The organism is Fodinicurvata halophila, from assembly GCF_042651425.1.
Classification (GTDB): domain Bacteria; phylum Pseudomonadota; class Alphaproteobacteria; order Kiloniellales; family DSM-21159; genus Fodinicurvata; species Fodinicurvata halophila.
This window is the reverse complement of sequence record NZ_JBHSCW010000002.1, coordinates 164,611-183,296: the sequence shown is the minus strand read 5'-3', so window position 1 is coordinate 183,296 and position 18,686 is coordinate 164,611. Positions and strand designations below refer to the sequence as shown.

General features: G+C 63.7%; 18 protein-coding genes. 3 read left to right on the top strand and 15 right to left on the bottom strand.

What is annotated here, in order from left to right; all coding sequences use genetic code 11:
* Positions 1-35: 35 nt before the first annotated feature.
* From ACFOW6_RS04690 to acdA, 3 genes are all read right to left on the bottom strand, one after another.
* Positions 36-1,304: an ABC transporter substrate-binding protein gene (locus ACFOW6_RS04690; RefSeq protein ID WP_382421178.1), complete on the bottom strand. Its 1,269-nt coding sequence runs from the start codon at positions 1,302-1,304 to the stop codon at positions 36-38.
* A 42-nt stretch (positions 1,305-1,346) separates the two neighbouring features.
* Positions 1,347-2,462, bottom strand: a complete 1,116-nt coding sequence (locus ACFOW6_RS04685; protein WP_382421177.1) for an ABC transporter ATP-binding protein — start codon at positions 2,460-2,462, stop codon at positions 1,347-1,349.
* A 293-nt stretch (positions 2,463-2,755) separates the two neighbouring features.
* Positions 2,756-4,003, bottom strand: coding sequence for a 3-sulfinopropanoyl-CoA desulfinase (gene acdA / locus ACFOW6_RS04680; protein WP_382421176.1), 1,248 nt, complete (start codon positions 4,001-4,003; stop codon positions 2,756-2,758).
* 331 nt (positions 4,004-4,334) lie between these two features.
* Here acdA and ACFOW6_RS04675 point away from each other — a divergent pair, with 331 nt between their 5' ends.
* The 3 genes from ACFOW6_RS04675 to ACFOW6_RS04665 all read left to right on the top strand — a co-directional run bounded on the left by ACFOW6_RS04675 (position 4,335) and on the right by ACFOW6_RS04665 (position 7,338).
* Entirely contained in the window at positions 4,335-5,354 is a 1,020-nt protein-coding gene (locus ACFOW6_RS04675; protein WP_382421175.1) for a TRAP transporter substrate-binding protein, read from the top strand.
* 87 nt (positions 5,355-5,441) lie between these two features.
* The gene (locus ACFOW6_RS04670; RefSeq protein WP_382421174.1) at positions 5,442-6,029 is read left to right on the top strand and encodes a TRAP transporter small permease subunit; all 588 of its coding nucleotides are present in this window, start codon (positions 5,442-5,444) and stop codon (positions 6,027-6,029) included.
* The gene (locus tag ACFOW6_RS04665) at positions 6,022-7,338 is read left to right on the top strand and encodes a TRAP transporter large permease (RefSeq protein WP_382421173.1); all 1,317 of its coding nucleotides are present in this window, start codon (positions 6,022-6,024) and stop codon (positions 7,336-7,338) included. Before ACFOW6_RS04670 ends, ACFOW6_RS04665 begins: the two co-directional genes overlap by 8 nt.
* Positions 7,339-7,478: 140 nt before the next feature.
* Here the strand turns inward: ACFOW6_RS04665 and ACFOW6_RS04660 are convergent, their stop codons facing one another.
* The 12 genes from ACFOW6_RS04660 to ACFOW6_RS04605 form a co-directional block, all read right to left on the bottom strand.
* Entirely contained in the window at positions 7,479-7,826 is a 348-nt protein-coding gene (locus ACFOW6_RS04660) for a cupredoxin domain-containing protein (protein ID WP_382421172.1), read from the bottom strand.
* 62 nt (positions 7,827-7,888) lie between these two features.
* The gene (locus ACFOW6_RS04655; protein ID WP_382421171.1) at positions 7,889-8,857 is read right to left on the bottom strand and encodes a hypothetical protein; all 969 of its coding nucleotides are present in this window, start codon (positions 8,855-8,857) and stop codon (positions 7,889-7,891) included.
* 152 nt (positions 8,858-9,009) lie between these two features.
* Positions 9,010-9,717, bottom strand: a complete 708-nt coding sequence (locus ACFOW6_RS04650; RefSeq protein WP_382421170.1) for an ABC transporter ATP-binding protein — start codon at positions 9,715-9,717, stop codon at positions 9,010-9,012.
* The gene (locus ACFOW6_RS04645; RefSeq protein WP_382421169.1) at positions 9,714-10,490 is read right to left on the bottom strand and encodes an ABC transporter ATP-binding protein; all 777 of its coding nucleotides are present in this window, start codon (positions 10,488-10,490) and stop codon (positions 9,714-9,716) included. Before ACFOW6_RS04645 ends, ACFOW6_RS04650 begins: the two co-directional genes overlap by 4 nt.
* A gap of 3 nt (positions 10,491-10,493) precedes the next feature.
* Complete coding sequence (locus ACFOW6_RS04640; protein WP_382421168.1) at positions 10,494-11,444, bottom strand: branched-chain amino acid ABC transporter permease; 951 nt, start codon at positions 11,442-11,444, stop codon at positions 10,494-10,496.
* A complete protein-coding gene (locus ACFOW6_RS04635) occupies positions 11,441-12,307 on the bottom strand; it encodes a branched-chain amino acid ABC transporter permease (RefSeq protein WP_382421167.1) in 867 nt (288 codons plus the stop codon). Before ACFOW6_RS04635 ends, ACFOW6_RS04640 begins: the two co-directional genes overlap by 4 nt.
* A gap of 75 nt (positions 12,308-12,382) precedes the next feature.
* Complete coding sequence (locus tag ACFOW6_RS04630) at positions 12,383-13,606, bottom strand: ABC transporter substrate-binding protein (RefSeq protein ID WP_382421166.1); 1,224 nt, start codon at positions 13,604-13,606, stop codon at positions 12,383-12,385.
* A 322-nt stretch (positions 13,607-13,928) separates the two neighbouring features.
* Positions 13,929-14,771, bottom strand: a complete 843-nt coding sequence (locus ACFOW6_RS04625; protein WP_382421165.1) for a fumarylacetoacetate hydrolase family protein — start codon at positions 14,769-14,771, stop codon at positions 13,929-13,931.
* Between the two features lie 17 nt (positions 14,772-14,788).
* The gene (locus tag ACFOW6_RS04620) at positions 14,789-15,532 is read right to left on the bottom strand and encodes an SDR family NAD(P)-dependent oxidoreductase (RefSeq protein ID WP_382421164.1); all 744 of its coding nucleotides are present in this window, start codon (positions 15,530-15,532) and stop codon (positions 14,789-14,791) included.
* A 101-nt stretch (positions 15,533-15,633) separates the two neighbouring features.
* Entirely contained in the window at positions 15,634-16,380 is a 747-nt protein-coding gene (locus ACFOW6_RS04615; protein ID WP_382421163.1) for an SDR family oxidoreductase, read from the bottom strand.
* 11 nt (positions 16,381-16,391) lie between these two features.
* Positions 16,392-18,200: an IlvD/Edd family dehydratase gene (locus ACFOW6_RS04610; RefSeq protein ID WP_382421162.1), complete on the bottom strand. Its 1,809-nt coding sequence runs from the start codon at positions 18,198-18,200 to the stop codon at positions 16,392-16,394.
* A gap of 176 nt (positions 18,201-18,376) precedes the next feature.
* Positions 18,377-18,670 carry a cupin domain-containing protein gene (locus ACFOW6_RS04605; protein ID WP_382421161.1) on the bottom strand — a complete coding sequence of 98 codons (294 nt, stop codon included), beginning with the start codon at positions 18,668-18,670 and terminating at the stop codon, positions 18,377-18,379.
* Positions 18,671-18,686 lie beyond the last annotated feature (16 nt).

Sequence of the window (18,686 nt, the reverse complement as noted above, 5' to 3'; positions counted from 1 at the left end):
CCCTTACGGGAAGCCGCCGGAGTCAGGCAAGTGCCTTAGCGATAGGCGCGCAGCAGGCGCTCGGCCCTGGATTGGGCCTGGGACAAGGCTTCCTCTGGCTCGGCGCTGCCGGTCAGGACCGATTGCACCGCATTGTTGAGGCCTTCGCGGACACGGCCGGTTTCATAGGTGGACAACTCGGCCACGGCGACCTCGAGCTGGTCGCGGGCGACCAGGGCCTGCGGGAAGTCGTCGACATACTCCTGCAGGGCTTCGGTCTCGTAGGCAGCCGGCGAGATTCCGACATAGCCGGTTTCGATGGACCATTCGGCGGCGCGTTCCGGTGCCGTCATGTACTTGATCAGCTCCATGGACGCCCGCTGCTCTTCCTCGCTGGCATCCTTGAAGATGTAGAAGTTGCCGCCGCCGGTGGGCGAGCCCTGTCGCTCCTTGGCCGGCAGCATGGCCACGCCGAAGTCGAAATCGGCCTCGTTGCGCACGGCGGTCAGGTTGCCCGTGGTGTGCCACATCATGCCGGTCTGCCCTTCCAGGAAGGCCTGGCGCAGGGTGCCCCATTCAATGGTGCCGCCGGGCATGATGTCATGCTCGCTGGACAGGTCGCGCCAGAAGCTGAGCGCTTCCACGGCCTCGGGGGCATCGAAGTAGGTCTCGGTGCCATTCTCGTTCATCAGCTCGATGCCGTTCTGGATGGCGAAGGCCTGGAACATCCAGTAGGGATATCCGGTCGACGGCACCATGACACCCCAGCGGTCCTCGCCGCGCAGGGCCTTGCCGGCCTCGACCATCTCGTCCCAGGTCTCGGGGGGATCCTCGGGGTCCAGGCCCGCTTCCTCGAACATGTCCTTGTTGTAGTAGAGTACGATGGTCGAGCGCTGGAAGGGCACGCCCCAGGTCTTGCCGTCGACGGTGCCGTTGGCCATCAACGCCGGGTAGAAGCTGTCGAGCCACTCCTTCTCTTCCTCGGTCTCGACCAGGTCGTCGAAGGGGACGATCAGGTCCTGTTCGAGCAGTTCATAGACGTCGATGGAGAACATCACGGACAGCTGGGCCGGTTCACCGGACTCCAGCGCCGAGATGGCGCGTACGCGCGTGTCGTCATAGTTGCCGGCATAGATGGCATTGACGGAGATGTTCGGGTTCTGCTCCTCGAAGCCCGCGACCATTCCATCCACCACCTCGGTGAGCGGGCCGCCCACGGCGATGGGATAGTACATGGTCAGTTCGATGTCCTGCGCCGTTGCCGGAGCTGCAAGCCCGGCCGTCAGGGCGCCGGCGCCCAGAAGACGTATAAGCTGCCTGTTCATGATCTTGATCCTTCCCTCACTCTTGGGTCTGTGTGCTCGGCCTCACAACGAGGCCATACGACCGGCCTGTTTATGTTTGTCCTGCCGGTTGTCGGAGCCTTCGGACCTGGGCCCGGAGGTATCGAGACGCTGTCCAGTGGCTTCGTCGAAGAGGTGCATGTCCTCGGCGCGCCAGCCCAGGCCCACGGCCTGCTGGCTGGCGAAATCGACACGACCGGGAGCGCGCGCGACGATGCTGCGGCCGGCGCAGTCGAGGTAGACCAGGGTTTCCGCGCCGAGGAATTCGCTGTTCACGACCTGGGCGCTCAGTCGGTCCGGCGCGTCAGCCCCGAGGTCCAGGTTCTCGGGACGCACGCCCACGACGGCGCTCTCCGGAAGGTCCTGCTGCGCGGGCGTCAGGGCCTGGGGCAGCAGCGTTACCGGGAAGAAGGTCATGGGCGGACTGCCCAGGAAGCCGGCGGCGAAGAGGCTCGCCGGTCGCTCGTAGAGCTCTTCCGGCGTGCCGATCTGTTCCACCACGCCCTCGTTGAGCAACACGATTCGGTCGGCCATGCCCATGGCCTCGGTCTGGTCGTGCGTGACATAGATCACCGTCATGCCCAGGTCCTGCTGGAGAGTGCGGATGTCCTGGCGCACCGCATGACGCAGCTTGGCATCCAGGTTGGACAGGGGCTCGTCCATCAGGCAGAGCGGATGGTCGGCCACCACGGTGCGGGCGAGCGCGACGCGCTGGCGCTGGCCGCCCGAGAGCTGCGCGGGCTTGCGATCCTCGAACCCTTCCAGTCCGGTCATGCGCAGGGCCCGCGCGAGGCGCTCGGCGCGCTGGGCCTTCGGCATGCGGCGGACCTTCAGACCGAACTGGATGTTCTCGGCGACCGATAGATGGGGGAACAGCGCATAGGACTGGAAGACCATGGACAGGCCGCGCTTCGCCGGCGGCATGGTGGTGACCTCGCGGTTGTCGATCCATAGCCGGCCTTCGCTGGGCATTTCCAGGCCCGCGATCAGGCGCAGGGTGGTGGACTTGCCGCAGCCTGACGGGCCGAGCAGAACGATGAATTCACCGCGCTGGATGCTGAGATCGAGTTTCCTGAGGCCGACGTGCTCGCCCCAGCGCTTGGCCAGTCCCTCCAGGCGGAGGAAGGCGTCCGTGCTCATGAAAGTATCGTCTCCCCGGGCGTTATTCTTATCGCTCTGAAGGGAGGGCACGTCCAGAACGTGACGAGTCTCCCCGAACTCGGGATTGTCCATGAGCCCTGTAACATCGTCAAGACGCCGCGCTTTGACGCCGGCGGGGGAACCTGGGCTTTCGGCAAGTTGCTCGGGGAACATTCGGGAAGGCACCGGACTGGCTGTTTGCTGGCCGCCTTTCTGTCAGCTAGCGATGACAGGCCCATGACAGTCCGGTGACGTTCGGATGAAGAAGCTGCCGTGCGGAGCCGGCGCGGCCGTCACTCTGCGGCGTGTCGTCCGCCCTGCTTTCCGCGAGCAGCCTTCTCCGCAAGCTTGCTATGGCCGTCGCGGCTCTGGGGCAGCTTGCGCTCCAGCACCTGGCCGGCAATCACGGTGCGCAGAATCTGCGCCGTGCCACCGCCTATGGTGAACATGCGGGCGTCGCGGCAGATACGCTCCAGCGGCAGATTGCGCGAATAGCCGCGCGCCCCGAAGAACTGCAACGCATCGTTGGCAACCTTGATCGCCATCTCGGAGGCGAAGACCTTGGCCTGAGCGGCCAACAGCTGGTCGGGGAAGGGGTCGGCACTGGCTGCGGCATGGTGGATCATCAGGCGGGCCGCCGTCAGCTGGGTCGACATGTCGGCCAGCATCCACTGCAGGCCCTGGAATTCGGCGATGGGGCGGCCGAACTGCTCGCGTTGACCCAGCCAGTCGCGCCCCAGCTCGTAGGCACCCTGGGCCAGACCGAGAGCAACAGTGGCCGCGCCGACGCGCTGGGCATTATAGGCGTTCATCAGGTCGGCGAAGCCGCGCTTGAAGCCCGAAGGCGGCAGCACGACCATGGCCTCCGGCACCTCCAGGTCCTCGAAGATGACCTCCGTTTCCGGGATGCCGCGCAGGCCCATGGTGGGCTCGCGCAGGCCGATGCGCAGGCCTTCGGCCTCGCCGCGCACGGCCAGGAAACCGCCGATTCCCTGTTCCTCGCCCTGCTCGTCGAAAACTCGTGCGAAGATCAGGTGCAGGCGCGACACGCCGCCACCGGTGATCCAGTGCTTCTTGCCGTTGATGATGTAGCGGTCGCCGCGCTTGTCGGCGCGCGTGGTCATCTCCGTGGCGGCCGAGCCGGCCTCGGGCTCGGTGATGCAGATGGCTGGTTTGTCGCCGTTCAGCACCAGGTCAGCGGCCAGTTTCTTCTGCTCCTCGCTGCCATAGTGCATGACAGCGGAGATGGCCCCCATGTTGGCCTCGACCGTGATCCGGCCGGTGACGCCGCAGACCCGAGCCATCTCCTCGATTGCCAGGGCCGCATCCAGGAAGCTGGCGCCCTGGCCGCCGTAGTCCCGCGGGATGGTCATGCCGAAAAAGCCTGCGTCCTTCAGGGCCTCCACATTCTCCCAGGGGTAGGCCTCGCTGCGGTCCACCTCGGCGGCACGCGGGCCGATCACCTCGCGCGCAAGGTCCCGTGCGCGCTCGGAAAGTGTCTGCTGTGCGGCGGTCAGCGCAAACTGTCCCGAGTTCGACATGGTCTCCTCCCATCCCTTTCGAAGGAGCGGAGTGTGGACACTGGCTGCGGGGAAGGCAAGGTTCCTGCAACCGTTCGAGTCCTTGATGCTGGGACCGGTGTCCGAGCATTCCTGCCGCTTCGGCAATCGAGCGCAACACCAGGGGTTGTTCCTTTCAGTTCCCCTACCGCACTGATATCTGGTGTGTTAGCGTTATGACATCTCTTGATTCCCGATGCTTTTTTCTAGAGCATCAGGACCTACATAGGTTGTTGCGCCACAGAGAGCCCAGAGAATGGCCATGGCCAACGCTTCGCATTCCATTTACGGAAACGCTAGGGAGGAAATACGCATGATGATCCGACTTTTGAGCACGGTTGCCCTTGCAGGTGTGCTCGCCACAGCGGCCTCTGCTCAGGCGCAGGAGAGCTATGATCTCCAGTTCCAGAGCAGCGACAACTCCGGCACCACGACTTTCGAGATCCAACAGGATTGGGCCGAGAAGGTTGGAGAGATGTCGGATGGCCGGATCTCTGTCGAGATGGTGCCAGTGGGCTCCATCGTTGAATACAATGAGACGCTCGACGCGGTGGGTTCTGGCATTCTTGACGGACATATCACCGACAGTTCTTATTTCACCGGCAAGGATGCTGCCTTCGCCTTGATCGGCAATCCGGTCGGCGCCTATTCGAGCCCCGCGGAATTGCGCTCCTTCTTCAACGAGGGTGGGGGGTCCGAACTCTACAACGAAATCCTCGCGCCCTATGGCGTGCACTTCATCGGCCCGGCGGCCCAGCCGGCCGAAGCGGTGCCGTCCAAGGTTCCGATCGATTCGGTGGAGGACTTCGAGGGCGTGAAAATGCGTGCCCCCGAAGGCATGGTGCAGTCGGTCTTCGAGGCGGTTGGTGCCTCTCCTGTGAACCTGCCACAGTCTGAGGTCTTCACCTCGCTCGACAAAGGCGTGATCAGTGCCTCGGACGCAACGACCCTGGCCACCAATCACTCCATGGGCCTGCATGACGTTGCCAAGCACCCGATCTGGCCCGGCTTCCACTCGTTGCCTCTCAACGAGGTTTCCATCAACAAGGAGACTTGGGATTCGATGTCCGAGGAGGACCGCGAGATCCTGGACGAATCAGTTGAGTGGTATGCGCAGGAGCTGGCGGATCGCATAAGCGCGCGTGACGAGGAGGTCGCTGAGGAACTCCGCGAGCGCGACGACGTCACCATCCATACCTGGTCGGAAGAGGAGAAGAAGAAGTTCCGCCAGATTGCGCAGGAGCAGTGGCAGTCCTATGCCGATCGTTCGGAGAACGCCCAGAAGGTCTTTGACACATTGACCGAGCACCTGAGAAGCGAGGGCCTCCTCTAAGCTCTGCACAGGTCTGAAGTCGAACTTCACCCGATTACCGGGCGGGTCATAGCTTGACCCGCCCGTTTTTCCCTTGGGGAGGGTTCCATGGAAACCGAGGACAAAGGCCGCCAGGACTCCTTTCCGACGCAGGATCCGTTGTCATCCTATCTGGTGTTTCTGGGTCGGCCTATTTCTGTCGCGTTTCTGCTGATCACCGCCTTTACCTTCTTCGAGGTGGTGATGCGCTATGTCTTCAACATGCCGACCCGCTGGGTGCATGAGACGACAATCGCACTCTCTGCCATCTGCTTTGCCTTCGGTGGGGCCTATTGCCTTGCCATCGACAAGCATATCCGCATGATCGTGGTCTACGATGCCGTCAGTCCCAGGGTTCGTCGGTGGCTGGACATCGGCATCTCGATGATCGGTTGCCTGTCCTGCCTGCTCATGGCCTGGGCCTCCTATGGACTGGCCTACAAGGCGTTCTGGACTCCGACGGGGCAATTCCGGCTCGAAACCACGGGCAGCGCCTGGAATCCGCCGACTCCGGCAATCGTCAAGGCTGTCCTGTTCATCACCCTGTGCCTGATGGCTATCCAGTTTGCCTTGCAGTTCGTGCGACACCTGCGGCGCGATCCTTCGGACGAGGTTCGTCCCGACACCTCGGACGTGAGGCCTTCCGACAATGTTTGACCTTTCCGCCCTTGGTATCGGTCCCGGCAGCCTGCTGATGTTCGGCATGCTGCTGACGCTGCTACTCACCGGCTTGCCGCTTGCTTTCGTCACCATCCTGGTGGCCTTGTTCTTTGCGCTGGGTTGGTTCGGTCCTGAGGCCGTGCCCATCGTGACCACCCGAATCTATTCCTTCATCACTCAGTACGTCTTCGTCGCGGTGCCGATGTTCGTGCTGATGGCTTCGATCCTCGATCGCTCCGGCATCGCACGCGACCTCTTCGACGCCATGCGGCTGGTCGCCGGCCGGTTGCATGGTGGCGTCGGGGTGCAGACCCTGCTGGTGGCCGTGGTGCTGGCGGCCATGTCGGGGATCATCGGCGGAGAAATCGTGCTGCTGGGTCTGCTGGCCCTGCCGCAGATGCTGCGACTGGGTTACGACCGCAGGCTGGCGATCGGGATCATATGCGCCGGCGGAGCGCTGGGCACGATGATTCCGCCCTCCATCGTGCTGATCATCTTCGGGCTCTCGGCCAATGTCTCGATCGGCGATCTGTTCACCGCCTCCTTCGTGCCAGGGGTCATGCTGGCCACGCTTTACGCCTGTTATGTGCTGGTGATCGGCTATTTCTTTCCCGACAAGGCGCCGGTGCCGGAGGAGCAAGAAGAGCTACCTATGGTGCGCAAGCTTGCCTTGTTAAAGGGCCTGATTCTGCCGCTTATGGTGGTTGTTTTCGTTTTGGGATCGATTTACGGCGGTATCGCCTCGGTCACCGAGGCCTCGGCGATCGGCGTAGTCGGTGTCGTGCTTTCCACGGTCATTCGCGGCGAGTTCAGCTTGAAGATGCTCTCGGGTGCGGCCATGCAGACACTCAGGACTTGTGGCATGATCGTCTGGATCGGCGTCGGTGCCACGGCGCTGATCGGTGTCTACAACCTCATGGGCGGCATCGACTTCATCAAGCAGCTGCTGCTGGGGGTCTCCGACACACCGATCATAGTGCTGCTCGTGATGATGCTGATCCTGGCGGTGCTGGGAATGTTCCTCGACTGGGTCGGCATCGCGCTGCTGACCATCCCGATCTTTGCCCCGATCGTGGTCGAGCTCGGTTACGACCCGATCTGGTTCGGCGTTCTCTTCGCCCTGAACATGCAGATCTCGTTCCTGTCGCCGCCCTTCGGTCCGGCTGCGTTCTATCTCAAGAGCGTGGCACCACCCAACATCACCTTGGGAACCATCTTCGTTTCTCTTTTGCCATTCATCGGCTTGCAGATCATTGCGCTCGCGCTCGTGATCATCTTCCCGGAGATCGCGCTCTGGTCCAGGTGAGTGTGCCGCCGGAATCGGAAGGCCGCTGCAATACGCTTGATGCATACTGGCGAAGGTGGCCGGCCCCGCAGGGCTGCATGCCGTTGGCTTCTTCTGAGTGGCCCGGCTTCAGCCCTGCGGGATGATTTATTAGTTTCCGGTTATTCCTGAACCACCACCACCGTACCGGTCATGCCCGCCTGGCTGTGGCCAGGAACGGTGCACAACATCTCGTACGTGCCGGACTCATTCGGGGTGAAAGTTACGGTGGCCGTGTTGCCGGCCTGGATTGTCGTGGTCTTTACATCAAAGGCGGGTATTTTAAGGTTGTGACTAAGTCGGCCGGTGTTCTCGAAGGTGATTTCGACGCGTTCACCGGCCTCGACCACCACACGGTTGGGCTCGAAGGCGAACTCCTCTGCTTCGACCTCAAGGCTGTGGGCGCTGGCTGGAGCAACGACGGCCAACGCAATCGCGCCGGCCGTCGTGCCCCGCAGAAATGCGGGCATCTCGTGAACTCCTCTCTTGCTTTCGGTTCGCATACCGCTCAGCGGAGTGGTGTGGTTTGCCTTTAGCGCTCGACCGTGTCCTCCTCGAACATGATGTGCATGAACGGCTGAGTCTCACCGTTTGGCAGCTCGAAGGCGGTCGGCACGGGGCTGAATACCGGGCCTTCCGGGGTACCTTCCATAGGCAGCACGATCAGGTGCGTGTGGTGCGGCTGGCCCTTCACGTGCCATTCGTCGGGAGCGAGCGGCATATCTTCCTGCAGGGCCAGCTGATAGTCCGTGGTGCGCACGGTCTCCGTGGTCATGAGGTGCACCACCTGATGCTTGGCCGCGACCTCGCCGTTGACGTGCACTTCGCCGATGCCCCACAGCGCACCGATGCTCCAGACTTGCGGCATCAAGGGTGTGCCGGTGCCGGTGGAGCCGTGGTGAACGTCGTCCAGCATCACGCCACCGTCGGTCTGGTACCCAGGGAACGGCGGTTTCACGACGTGGTCCAGGACGACCTTGTAGTCGTTGCCCTGCGGGTCGGTGAATTCGGCCGTCAGGTTCGCACTGTCGGGTGTTTCGCCCGGCTTGCCCGGTGTATCCTCGTCGACCTCGTCGAAGAACTCGGCACGGAAGCTGCCCTCAATGATCTGGCCCTTGTTGGGAAATGGGGTTGGTTGATCCAGGATCTGCTCACCGTCAGGACCCTGTGAACGGGCTTTCTCGGGCACTCCGACCAGGATCGGCAGATCCTTCAGAAGCTGCGGCACGCTGGGCGGCATCTTGCCAGCCTCCACCATTTCCTGCGCCTTTTGCAGTTTGGGCTGCAGCGTCATCTTCGGGTCCTCAGCGGTACCGAACACCGTGGGGCTGAGCTTGCGCGGTCCTGGCGGCACCCAATAGACGATATTGCCGGCGTCCTGCTTGGTCACGAGGTCTGGCGAATCGTTCTGAGCTGCTGTTGCCGGGTCGGCCTCGATGTTCGTGCAGGCAGCCAGCATTCCGGCAGCGGAAACAGCGGCAATGGATTTACGGATAGTCATCGGAGTCCTCCCTTGTGCCTGTGGTCCAGGGATTCGAATTTCACCCACGGAATTGGGCCTGCTGGAAAAGCGATGAAATTCAAGATCTTTCACATGACTGTGAACAGACTGTGAGAGGGGAGGCGGCCAGAGGTGGTAAAAACCGGCGGGGCTCAGCCTGCCGCAACCGAGAGGTAGCGCTCCTGCAATTCCGGATCCTCACGCAGCGTCGCTGCAGGACCTTCGTAAACCACCTCGCCCTTGGCCAGGATGTAGCAGCGTTGGGCATGCTTGAGGGCGAACGCCAGGTTCTGATCGGTGAACAGGATCGTCGTGCTCGCCGAGAGGCTGGCGAGGAGCCGTCCGATCTGGTGGACGATCACCGGAGCCAGGCCTTCGCTCGGCTCATCCAGCAGCAGGAGCTCCGGCTGGCCGACCAGGGCGCGGGCGATCGCCAGCATCTGCTGCTCGCCGCCGGACAGGGTCTTGCCGGGCCGGTCCTTGAACTCGGCGATTACCGGGAACTCGTCGAAGACCCGCTCCAGCGACCAGGTGGCCTGGCGCGGGCCGCGGTAGAGCGCGACCTCCAGGTTCTCGGCGACGCTCAGGTCACCGAAGATCCGCCGATCCTCCGGTACGAGGCAGATGCCCATGCGCGTGATGGCATGTGCCGGCCGGCGGGTGATGTCCTCGCCGCGGAAGCGGACCGTTCCCTGGCTTGGCGGTACGATGCCGACGACGGAGGACAGGGTTGTCGTCTTTCCGGCGCCGTTGCGTCCCAGAAGGCACACGGTCTCGCCCTCGTCCACTGCCAGGCTGACGCCTGACAGTGCCCGGCTTTCGCCGTAGTAGGTATGGATATCCTCGACCTCGAGCATCATGCCGCCGAGTCCTCCTCGTCGCCCAGGTAGGCCCTGCGCACCTCGGGATTCTTCTGAACCTCCTCGGGGGCGCCCGTGGCCAGAAGCTGGCCGCGATGCATCACCAGTACCCGCTCGGCGAGGCCGAAGACCACCTCCATGTCGTGTTCGGTGATGAAGAAGGTGTAGGAGCGTTCGGCCCGGAGAGTCCGGATCAGCTCGATGACCGCCGTCGTCTCGTCCGGCGTGAGCCCGGCCGTCGGTTCGTCGAGCATCACGATCTCCGGTTCGATGGCGAGCACGATGGCGAGTTCCAGAAGTCGCTTGTCGCCGTAGGACAGGGTGCCCGTGCGCAACCCGGCCATGCTCTCCAGTCCGAGCCGGGCCAGGATCTCGTCCGCTTCTCTGTGCAGCGCCTTGTCCCTGCCGAGTATGGAAAACAGCCGGAGGCTCTTGCCCCGGTGACTGACCAGGGCAACCTGGACGTTCTCGCGCACCGTCAGCTCGTTGAAGACATTGGTGATCTGGAAGGAGCGTCCGATCCCGGCGCGTGCGATCTCGTGCGGCGGCTTCCCGGCAATGTCGGTGCCGCGAAGCAACACGCGCCCCGACGTTGGCGTCATTCGGCCCGAGACCATGTTGTAGAATGTCGTCTTGCCGGCCCCGTTGGGTCCGATGAGGGCCACGATCTCTCCCTCGTTGAGCTGGATCGACACGCCATCGACGGCAGCCAGCCCGCCGAACCGCTTGGTCAGGTCCTCGGTGGTCAGGATGGGCGTGGTCTGCTCAGCCATGGCTCAGCCCCGTCTCGTCAGCCGGTCGAGCGCCGTGCCCAGCAGGCCGCGGCGCAGGTACATCACCATGAGCGCGAGCGCGATGCCCAGGAACAGCATCCAGCGGTCGGTGAAGCTGGTAATCCAGGTCTCGAGCAGGACGAAGATCGCCGAGCCGATGAAGGGGCCGAGGAAAGTCGCCGAGCCGCCGAGAATGCTCATCAGGACCGGCTCGGCCGACTGGGACCAGTGCAGCGTTTCCGGCGAGGCCACCCGTGTGAAGGGCGCGAAGAGCCCGCCGGCGAGTCCGGAGAAGGCGCCCGAGATCGCGAAGCTGTAGAGGCGATAGCGCCGCACGGGAATGCCGGTGAAGGCCACGCGTTCGTGGTTCTCGGCCATGGCGCGAAGGATCAGGCCGAAGGGTGAGATGGTGATGAGATAAAGACATATCGCGGCCAGCGTGACGATGACGAGCGTCAGGTGGTAGTAGACGGCGGGGTTGCCGAGGTTGAGATCGAGACCGAGGCCGAACGCGCCGACGGTAAAGCCGGTAATGCCGTCCGAGCCGCCGGTGAAGCTGCGCCATTGCTGGGCGACGGAAAACACCATCATTCCGAACGCCAGCGTCAGCATCGTGAAATAGACTTCGGTCAGGCGCACACAGAAGAAGCCGATGACGAGCGCGAGCAGCCCGCCCCCCGCGAGCGAGGCGATCAAGGCCAGGGCAAGCGGCGTCTCGAAGTGCAGAAGCAGCATTGCCGTCACATAGGCGCCGAAGCCGAAGAAGGCGGCGTGGCCCAGGCTGAGCATGCCCGTATAGCCGAACACCAGGTTGAACCCGGCGGCGAACAGGCCCAGGATCAGAATCTCCGCGGCGACGAAGATATAGAAGTACGGCGCCCAGGCCGGCAGGAACCACAAGGCCACCAGCAGGACCGCGATGAGTGCTGCGATCAGACCGGGCTGCCGGGTCATGACGCCGTTCTCCCCATCAGGCCATGCGGCTTCAGCAGCAGCACCAGGGCCATCCCGAGGTACGGCATTACGAGGTTGAACTCAGGCAGGTAGCGGGAGCCGAAACCGTTGATCGCCCCCAGGACCAGCGCCCCGAGAAAGGCGCCAGGGAAGCTGCCAAGCCCGCCGATCACCACGACGATGAAGGACTCGACGATGATGTTCGCCCCCATCGCCGGACTGATGGCGCGGATCGGCGTGGCAATGGCGCCGCCAAATCCCGCAATGCCTGCTCCCAGGGCGAAGACCGCGGTGAACACCAGGGGGACGTCGATCCCCACAAGCCGCGACATCTTGCGGTCGATGGCCGCGGCGCGCATCACCCGGCCGGCGCGCGTGCCCGAGAAGAAGCCCCAGAGGCCGAGACCGACGATCAGGCCCATGGCGATCACGAAGAGGCCGTAGACCGGCTGCTGGGTTCCGAGCAACAGTACCGTTCCGCTCAGGCTGGCGGGCGGGTCGACGACGTGGATCGTGCTGCCCCAGATCCAGCGCACTGCCTCGTCGATGATGAGCAGCAGGGCGAAGGTCAGCAGCAGGCTGTCGGTGATCGGCCGATCGTAGATCCGGTGCAGCATCAGCCGCTCGATGACCACGGCGATGGCGGCCACGATGAGCGGAGCGGCGAAGAGCGCGATCCAGAAGCTGACGCCGGCGAGCACCCCCACCGTATAGGTGATGTAGGCGCCGAGCATATAGAGCGCGCCATGGGCGAAATTGATGATGTTGAGAACGCCGAAGATGATGTTGAGGCCGATGGCGATGAGGAACAGTAACATCCCCAGAGCCAGGCTGTTCATGAGCGCGGCGACGAAGCTCTCCACGGGACCTCCAGGCTGACGGCGAACGGGCGCGGGACGACCGGCGGCGGCGTACTGCCGCCGCCGGTACGAGCGGGTTTATCCGCCGAGATTGCAGCCGGTCTCGGAGAGTGGCGGTGTCACGTCCTCGGCCGCGAAGCTGCGCTGCGGATCGAGCCTGCGCAGTTCGCTGTCGGGGTCGTCCGCCGTGACGCCGTAGGTCGGGCCGACCAGGGCCTGGTTGTCGCCTTCACGGAAGCGCACCTCGCCCATGGGGGCCTGATAGCTCATGCCCTTGAGCGCGTCGCGGATCGCCGCCTTGTCGACCTCGCCTGCCTTCTCGATGGCGGCCTTGTAGGCATAGACCGCGGAATAGGCATTCTGGGCGTTATAGCTCGGCGGCGTTTCATGACGCTCGCGATAGGCTTCGACGAAGGCCTTGTTCATCTCGTTGTCGTGCGCGCCGTACCAATAGCGCGTGCCGACAGTGACGCCGGTGGGCATCTGTTCACCGAGGGCATTGAGCACTTCGGTGGCGGCACCGAGCGACATCAGGACCTCGAAATCCTCGTCGAAGAAGCCGAGATCGTTGGCCTGCCGCGTGAAGTTGACCAGGTCGCTGCCCCACACCGAGATGAACACGCCATCCGGCTGGTTCGACATCACCGTGTTGATGAAGGGCGTGAAATCCTCGGTCCCGAAGGCGGGGAAGGAGGGCTCGTCGGAGAAGGTCGCATCCGGATTGAGTTCCCCCAGGTAGCGCTGGAAATACTCCCAGGACTGATGGCCGAAGGCATAGTCGGGGCCGACAGTGGTCCAGCTGTTCGCTCCGCTCTCATCCGCCATGATCGCCGCACCCATGACGTTCTGCGGGATGTTGACGCTGTTGCGGTAAGTCCACTGATTGCACAGCTTGCCTGTGGCATCGGGGGTCGCCGCATGGGTGATGATGAACGGTGTCTCGACCTCGGGAACCACCGGCACCACCCCGGTTGCCACACCGCTCGAATCGAGACCCATCAGCACGTCCACGCCGTCCTGATAGACCAGCTTGCGCATCGCCTGAATCGCGGTCTGGGCTTCGAGCTGGCTGTCCTCGAAGGTGATTTCGAGCGGGCGGCCGAGCACGCCGCCGTCCTCGTTGATCTCGTCGATGGCCAGATTGGCGCCGTTCTGGGCGAACTCGCCGTAGGTCGAACCGACGCCCGAGAGAATGTAGATGGCCCCGATGTGGATCGGTTCCTGTGCCGAAGCGGGCGCGGCAAGCGTCATGCCGGCACCCAGAATTGCCGCGCCGAGCGGCGTCGTCACTCGTGTGATCATTCGTGCGTTCCTCCCCAAAAACTTCTTTTTTGTGGTGGCCCACGCTTATTCTTGGTCTACGTCATGCGCTGACCATCATCAGGAACCGTACGATCTTGTTGAGATGATTGCAACGTTTGCCTCGTAGGCACACGCCATGGTGGTCCGCACTGGATGCGTACGATCCTGTGGCACCAGTCCGGACGAAGTGCTTCCGGAGGGTGGGAGATGGGAAAGGCGATGACATGGGCCCGGCTATACCAGGCCCGGCCCATGGCACCGTTCACCCCACAGGAATGGAGACCGACCGGGGCACGACCCCGGCCGGGACTGCCCGCGTATTTCAGGCAGAGATAACCGTCTGGCGCTGGCTGCCCAGCCCGGTGATGCCCAATTCCATCACGTCGCCAGGGTTCAGGAACTGCTGAGGATTCATACCCATGCCGACGCCTGGGGGCGTGCCCGTGGGGATAACGTCGCCCGGCTGCAGGGTCATGAACTGCGAGACGTAGGAGACGATGAAGGGCACGTTGAAGATCAGCGTGCGCGTGTTGCCGGTCTGGCGCCGCTCGCCGTTGACGTCCAGCCAGAGGTCCAGGACATGCGGATCGCCGACCTCGTCACGCGTGACAAGCCAAGGGCCCAGTGGGGCGAAGGTGTCGTGGCTCTTGCCCTTGGTCCATTGGCCCTGGCGCTTGGCCTGGAACTCGCGCTCCGAGACGTCGTTCATGACCGCGAAGCCCGCAATGTGATCCATCGCGGCCTCTTCCGTGACGTATTTCGTGCGTTTGCCGATCACGATCGCCAGCTCAACCTCCCAGTCGAGGGATTGGGAATTGCGCGGTCTTTCCACGTCGTCATAAGGGCCGCTCAGGGACGAAACCGCCTTCGTGAAGATAATCGGTTCGGATGGCACCGGCAGGTTGCTCTCGGCGGCATGGTCGGAGTAATTCAGGCCGATGGCGGGTATCTTGCTGACGCCGCCCACGCAGGGTCCCAGCCGCGGCGTCCCCTCGACGGCGGGCAGGGTGGCCGGGTCGAGCTCGCGCAGGCGAGCCAATCCGCCGTCCGACAGGACCTCTCCGGCGATATCGTCGACCTGGCCGCTCAGGTCCCGCAGAGTGCCACTCTCGTCCAGAAGTCCAGGCTTCTCGCGGCCCTTGTCTCCGTAACGCAGCAGTTTCATGGTCGTTTCCTTTCCTCTCAGTAGACGGCGCGTCCGCCGGATATGTCGAAGACGCCGCCCGTGGTGAACGAGCATTCCTCGGAGGACAGCCAGGCAATCATCGCCGCCACCTCGCGAGGTTCCACGAAGCGGCCCATGGGGATCTTGGACAGCATGAAGTCGATGTGCTCCTGGCTCATCTGGTCGAAGATCGGGGTGCGCGCGGCGGCGGGCGTCAGGCAGTTGACCAGAACGCCGCTTTGCGCCAGCTCCTTGCCCAGAGACTTGGTCAGGCCGATCAGCCCGGCCTTCGAGGCAGAGTAGTGCGAGGCGTTGGGATTGCCTTCCTTGCCTGCGATCGATGAGACATTGACGATTCGTCCATAGCCGTTCGTCATCATGTGCGGCACCACCGCCTTGCAGGTCAGGAACGGCGCGATCAGGTTCACCTCGACCGTCTGGCGCCAGGTGTCGGCCTCGAGTTCCCAGGTCTTGGCATTGCCGCCGGTGATTCCGGCATTGTTGACCAGCACGTCCACGCTGCCGGCCGATATCGCTGCCTCGGCGGCGGCGATGACGTCATGCTCGTCGGTCAGATCGAGGCTCAGGCCAATGGTGCCCCGGCCAAGGTTTTCCACCGCTGCCTCGACGCCCTCCCTGTTTATGTCCCAGAGGATGACGCGGGCGCCGCTGGCGATCATGCGCTCGGCCGTGGCATAGCCAATACCCTGTGCCCCGCCGGTGATGATCGCCGTACGGCCTTCCAGGTCGATCGTGTTCATTGGCATCCTTTCTCGTCGTTCTTCGCTTCAGGACGTGTGCGCAGCGGCTGTGCGCATGCCCGCGGGAATAGTGGGCGGCAGCGATCGGGCAGAAGAGCCGCTCACAGCGACCAGCCGCCGTCAATCAGTTGCGTGGTGCCGGTAACGAAGTCGCTCTCGTCCGAGGCCAGCCAGACCGCGAGCGCGGCGACTTCCTCGGGCCGGCCCAGACGGCCCATGGGCTGGCGCTCGATGAACATTTCGCGGGCCTTCTCGGCGCCGCCCACGCTCCTGCCCAGCTCGGCGATCCGTCCCTCCAGCGAAGGGGATTCGACGGTGCCGGGGCAGATTGCGTTGCAGCGGATGCCCTGGCGGATGAAATCGACCGCTACCGATCGGGTCATGCCGATCACGGCCGCCTTGCTGGCCATGTAGACATAGCGGTTGGGTGCCGCCTTGATCGACGAGGCGGCCGAGGACATGTTGATGATCGATCCGCCGCCGGCATCCCGCATGCTCGGCAGCAGACCGCGGATCATCCGGTGCATGGCGGTCACGTTCAGGTTGAACGAGAAGTCCCAGCTTTCGTCGTCGCAGTCCAGCACCGTGCCGTGGTGGACATAGCCGGCACAGTTGAACAGAACCTGCGGGGCCGGCAGGGAGTCGACATAGGCGGCAACGGCCTGTCCATCAGTGACATCGAGTTGGGTGGTATGCACATCGCCCAGACTGTCCAGCCCTCTCAGCTTTTCGGCGTCCAAATCCGAAGCATGAACTGTCGCCCCCTCGCGCAGGAAGGCCTCGGCCACCGACCGGCCGATCCCCTGGCCCGCGGCCGTGCAGACCGCTGTCTTGCCTTTCAGTCGCATCGTTTTCCCCCTCAGTGATTGTCTCGTGGTACCCCGGGTGCCTTGCCCTCGACGCCTCCCTGGGCGATGCGCCGGTAGGAAACGGCCGGCTCCAGGACCATGCCGCTGTCCATTTGCGAGACGACGCCGCGCTGCATCTCCTGCCACGGTGTCTGGTGCGGCGGGTAGGGATAGCCGCCCGCGGCTTCCAGCGCCTGCCGGCGCTCCTCCAGTTCGGCATCCGAGATCAGCATGTCAGCCCGGCCGCGACCGAGATCGATCCGCACGCGATCGCCGGTGCGCAACAGTGCCAGTCCTCCGCCAACCGCGGCTTCAGGCGAGGCGTTGAGGATCGAGGGCGACCCCGAGGTTCCGGACTGCCGGCCATCGCCAACACAGGGCAGGTCAGTGATGCCCTGTCGGATCAGGTAGTCCGGGGCGCGCATGTTCACCACCTCGGCTGCCCCGGGATAGCCCACCGGGCCGGCGCCGCGCATGAACAGGACCGTGTTCTCGTCGATCTCCAGGGCCGGATCGTCGATGCGCGCGTGATAATCCTCCGGCCCGTCGAAGACGACGGCCTTGGCCTCGAAGGCCATGGGATCATCGGGGTCGGAGAGGTAGCGTTTGCGGAAATCGTTCGAGATCACCGACATCTTCATGATCGCGCTGTCGAACAGGTTGCCCCTGAGCACCCGGAAACCGGCATCGGCACGGAACGGCTGCTCGTACGGATAGATCACGTTCGTATCGGCGATTTCGGTCCCGCGGCAGTTCTCGCCCAGCGTCCGGCCGTTGACGGTCAGCGTGTCCTCGTGGATCAGGCCCTGGCCGATCAGCTGGTTGACCACGGCCGGCACGCCGCCGGCGTGATAGTAGTCCTCGCCCAGGTACTCGCCGGCGGGCTGCAGGTTGACCAGCAGCGGGATGTGCTCGCCGTACTCCTGCCAATCGTCGAGCGAGAGTTCGACACCGACATGACGGGCGATGCCGTTCAGGTGGATCGGTGCGTTGGTCGAGCCGCCGATCGCCGAGTTCACCCGGATCGCGTTCAGGAAGGCCTCGCGGGTCATGATGTCGGAAGGCTTCAGGTCCTCGTGCACCATTTCGACAATGCGCCGGCCGGTGAAGTACGAGATCTCCTGCCGATCGCGATAGGGGGCCGGGATGGCCGCGGAGCCAGGCAGCTGCATGCCCATGGCCTCGGCGAGCGAGTTCATGGTGGTGGCCGTGCCCATGGTGTTGCAGTAGCCGGTCGACGGCGCAGACGAAGCCACCAGCTTGATGAAGCCCTCATAGTCGATCTCACCCGCGGCCATCAGCTCGCGGGCCTTCCACACGATCGTGCCCGAACCTGTCCGTTCGCCGCGGAACCAGCCGTTCAGCATCGGTCCGACCGACAGCGCGATGGCGGGAATGTTCACCGTGGCCGCGGCCATCAGGCAGGCGGGCGTGGTCTTGTCGCAGCCGATGGTCAGCACGACGCCGTCGATGGGATAGCCATAGAGCAGTTCGACCAGACCCAGGTAGGCCAGGTTGCGGTCGAGCGCCGCGGTGGGGCGCTTGCCGGTTTCCTGAATCGGATGGACCGGGACCTCGAGCGCGATTCCCCCGGCTTCGCGAATGCCGTCGCGCACGCGCTTGGCCAGCTCGATGTGATGACGATTACAGGGGCTGAGGTCCGAGCCGGTCTGGGCGATGGCAATGATCGGCTTGCCCGATTGCAGCTCTTCCTGGCTCAATCCATAATTGAGATAGCGCTCCAGATAGAGCGCCGTCATGTCCGGGTTCGCGGGGTTGTCGAACCACTCGCGCGAACGCAGTTGCGTCTTTTCGGTCATCGTGCCTCCGGGTGGGTTCACAATGCGCTTGATCGGCACGCTCGAGCCACAACGTACCATTGCCGGCAGGGGGGTTCAATTGGCGGCGCAGAGAAGTCACGGAAGCCGCGGGGTATGACAAGGCTCCCGGAATGCCTGGCTCCGACCCGTTTCGGCCGACAGTGCCGCAGGAGCCTTCAGCGGTATTCAACCTCGATGAAGCTGAAGTCCCCGCCGCTGGCATTGATGACGTTGTGCTCCACACCGGCCTGTTTGAAGTAGGGTTCACCCTTTTTCAGCTCGGCGTAGTGCGTGCCCTCGGCGCTTTCCAGCTGCAGGGTCCCGTCGGCCATGGGCAGCACGACATAGTCGTGTTCGTGGCGATGCCAGCCGGTTTCCGCGCCATCGGCAAACCGCCATTCGGTGACGATGGTGCGTTCGTTGTCGATCAATTTCACGGGCACGGCCTGCTCTCGGGAGGTTCCTGTCACGGCTTCATCTTCCTTC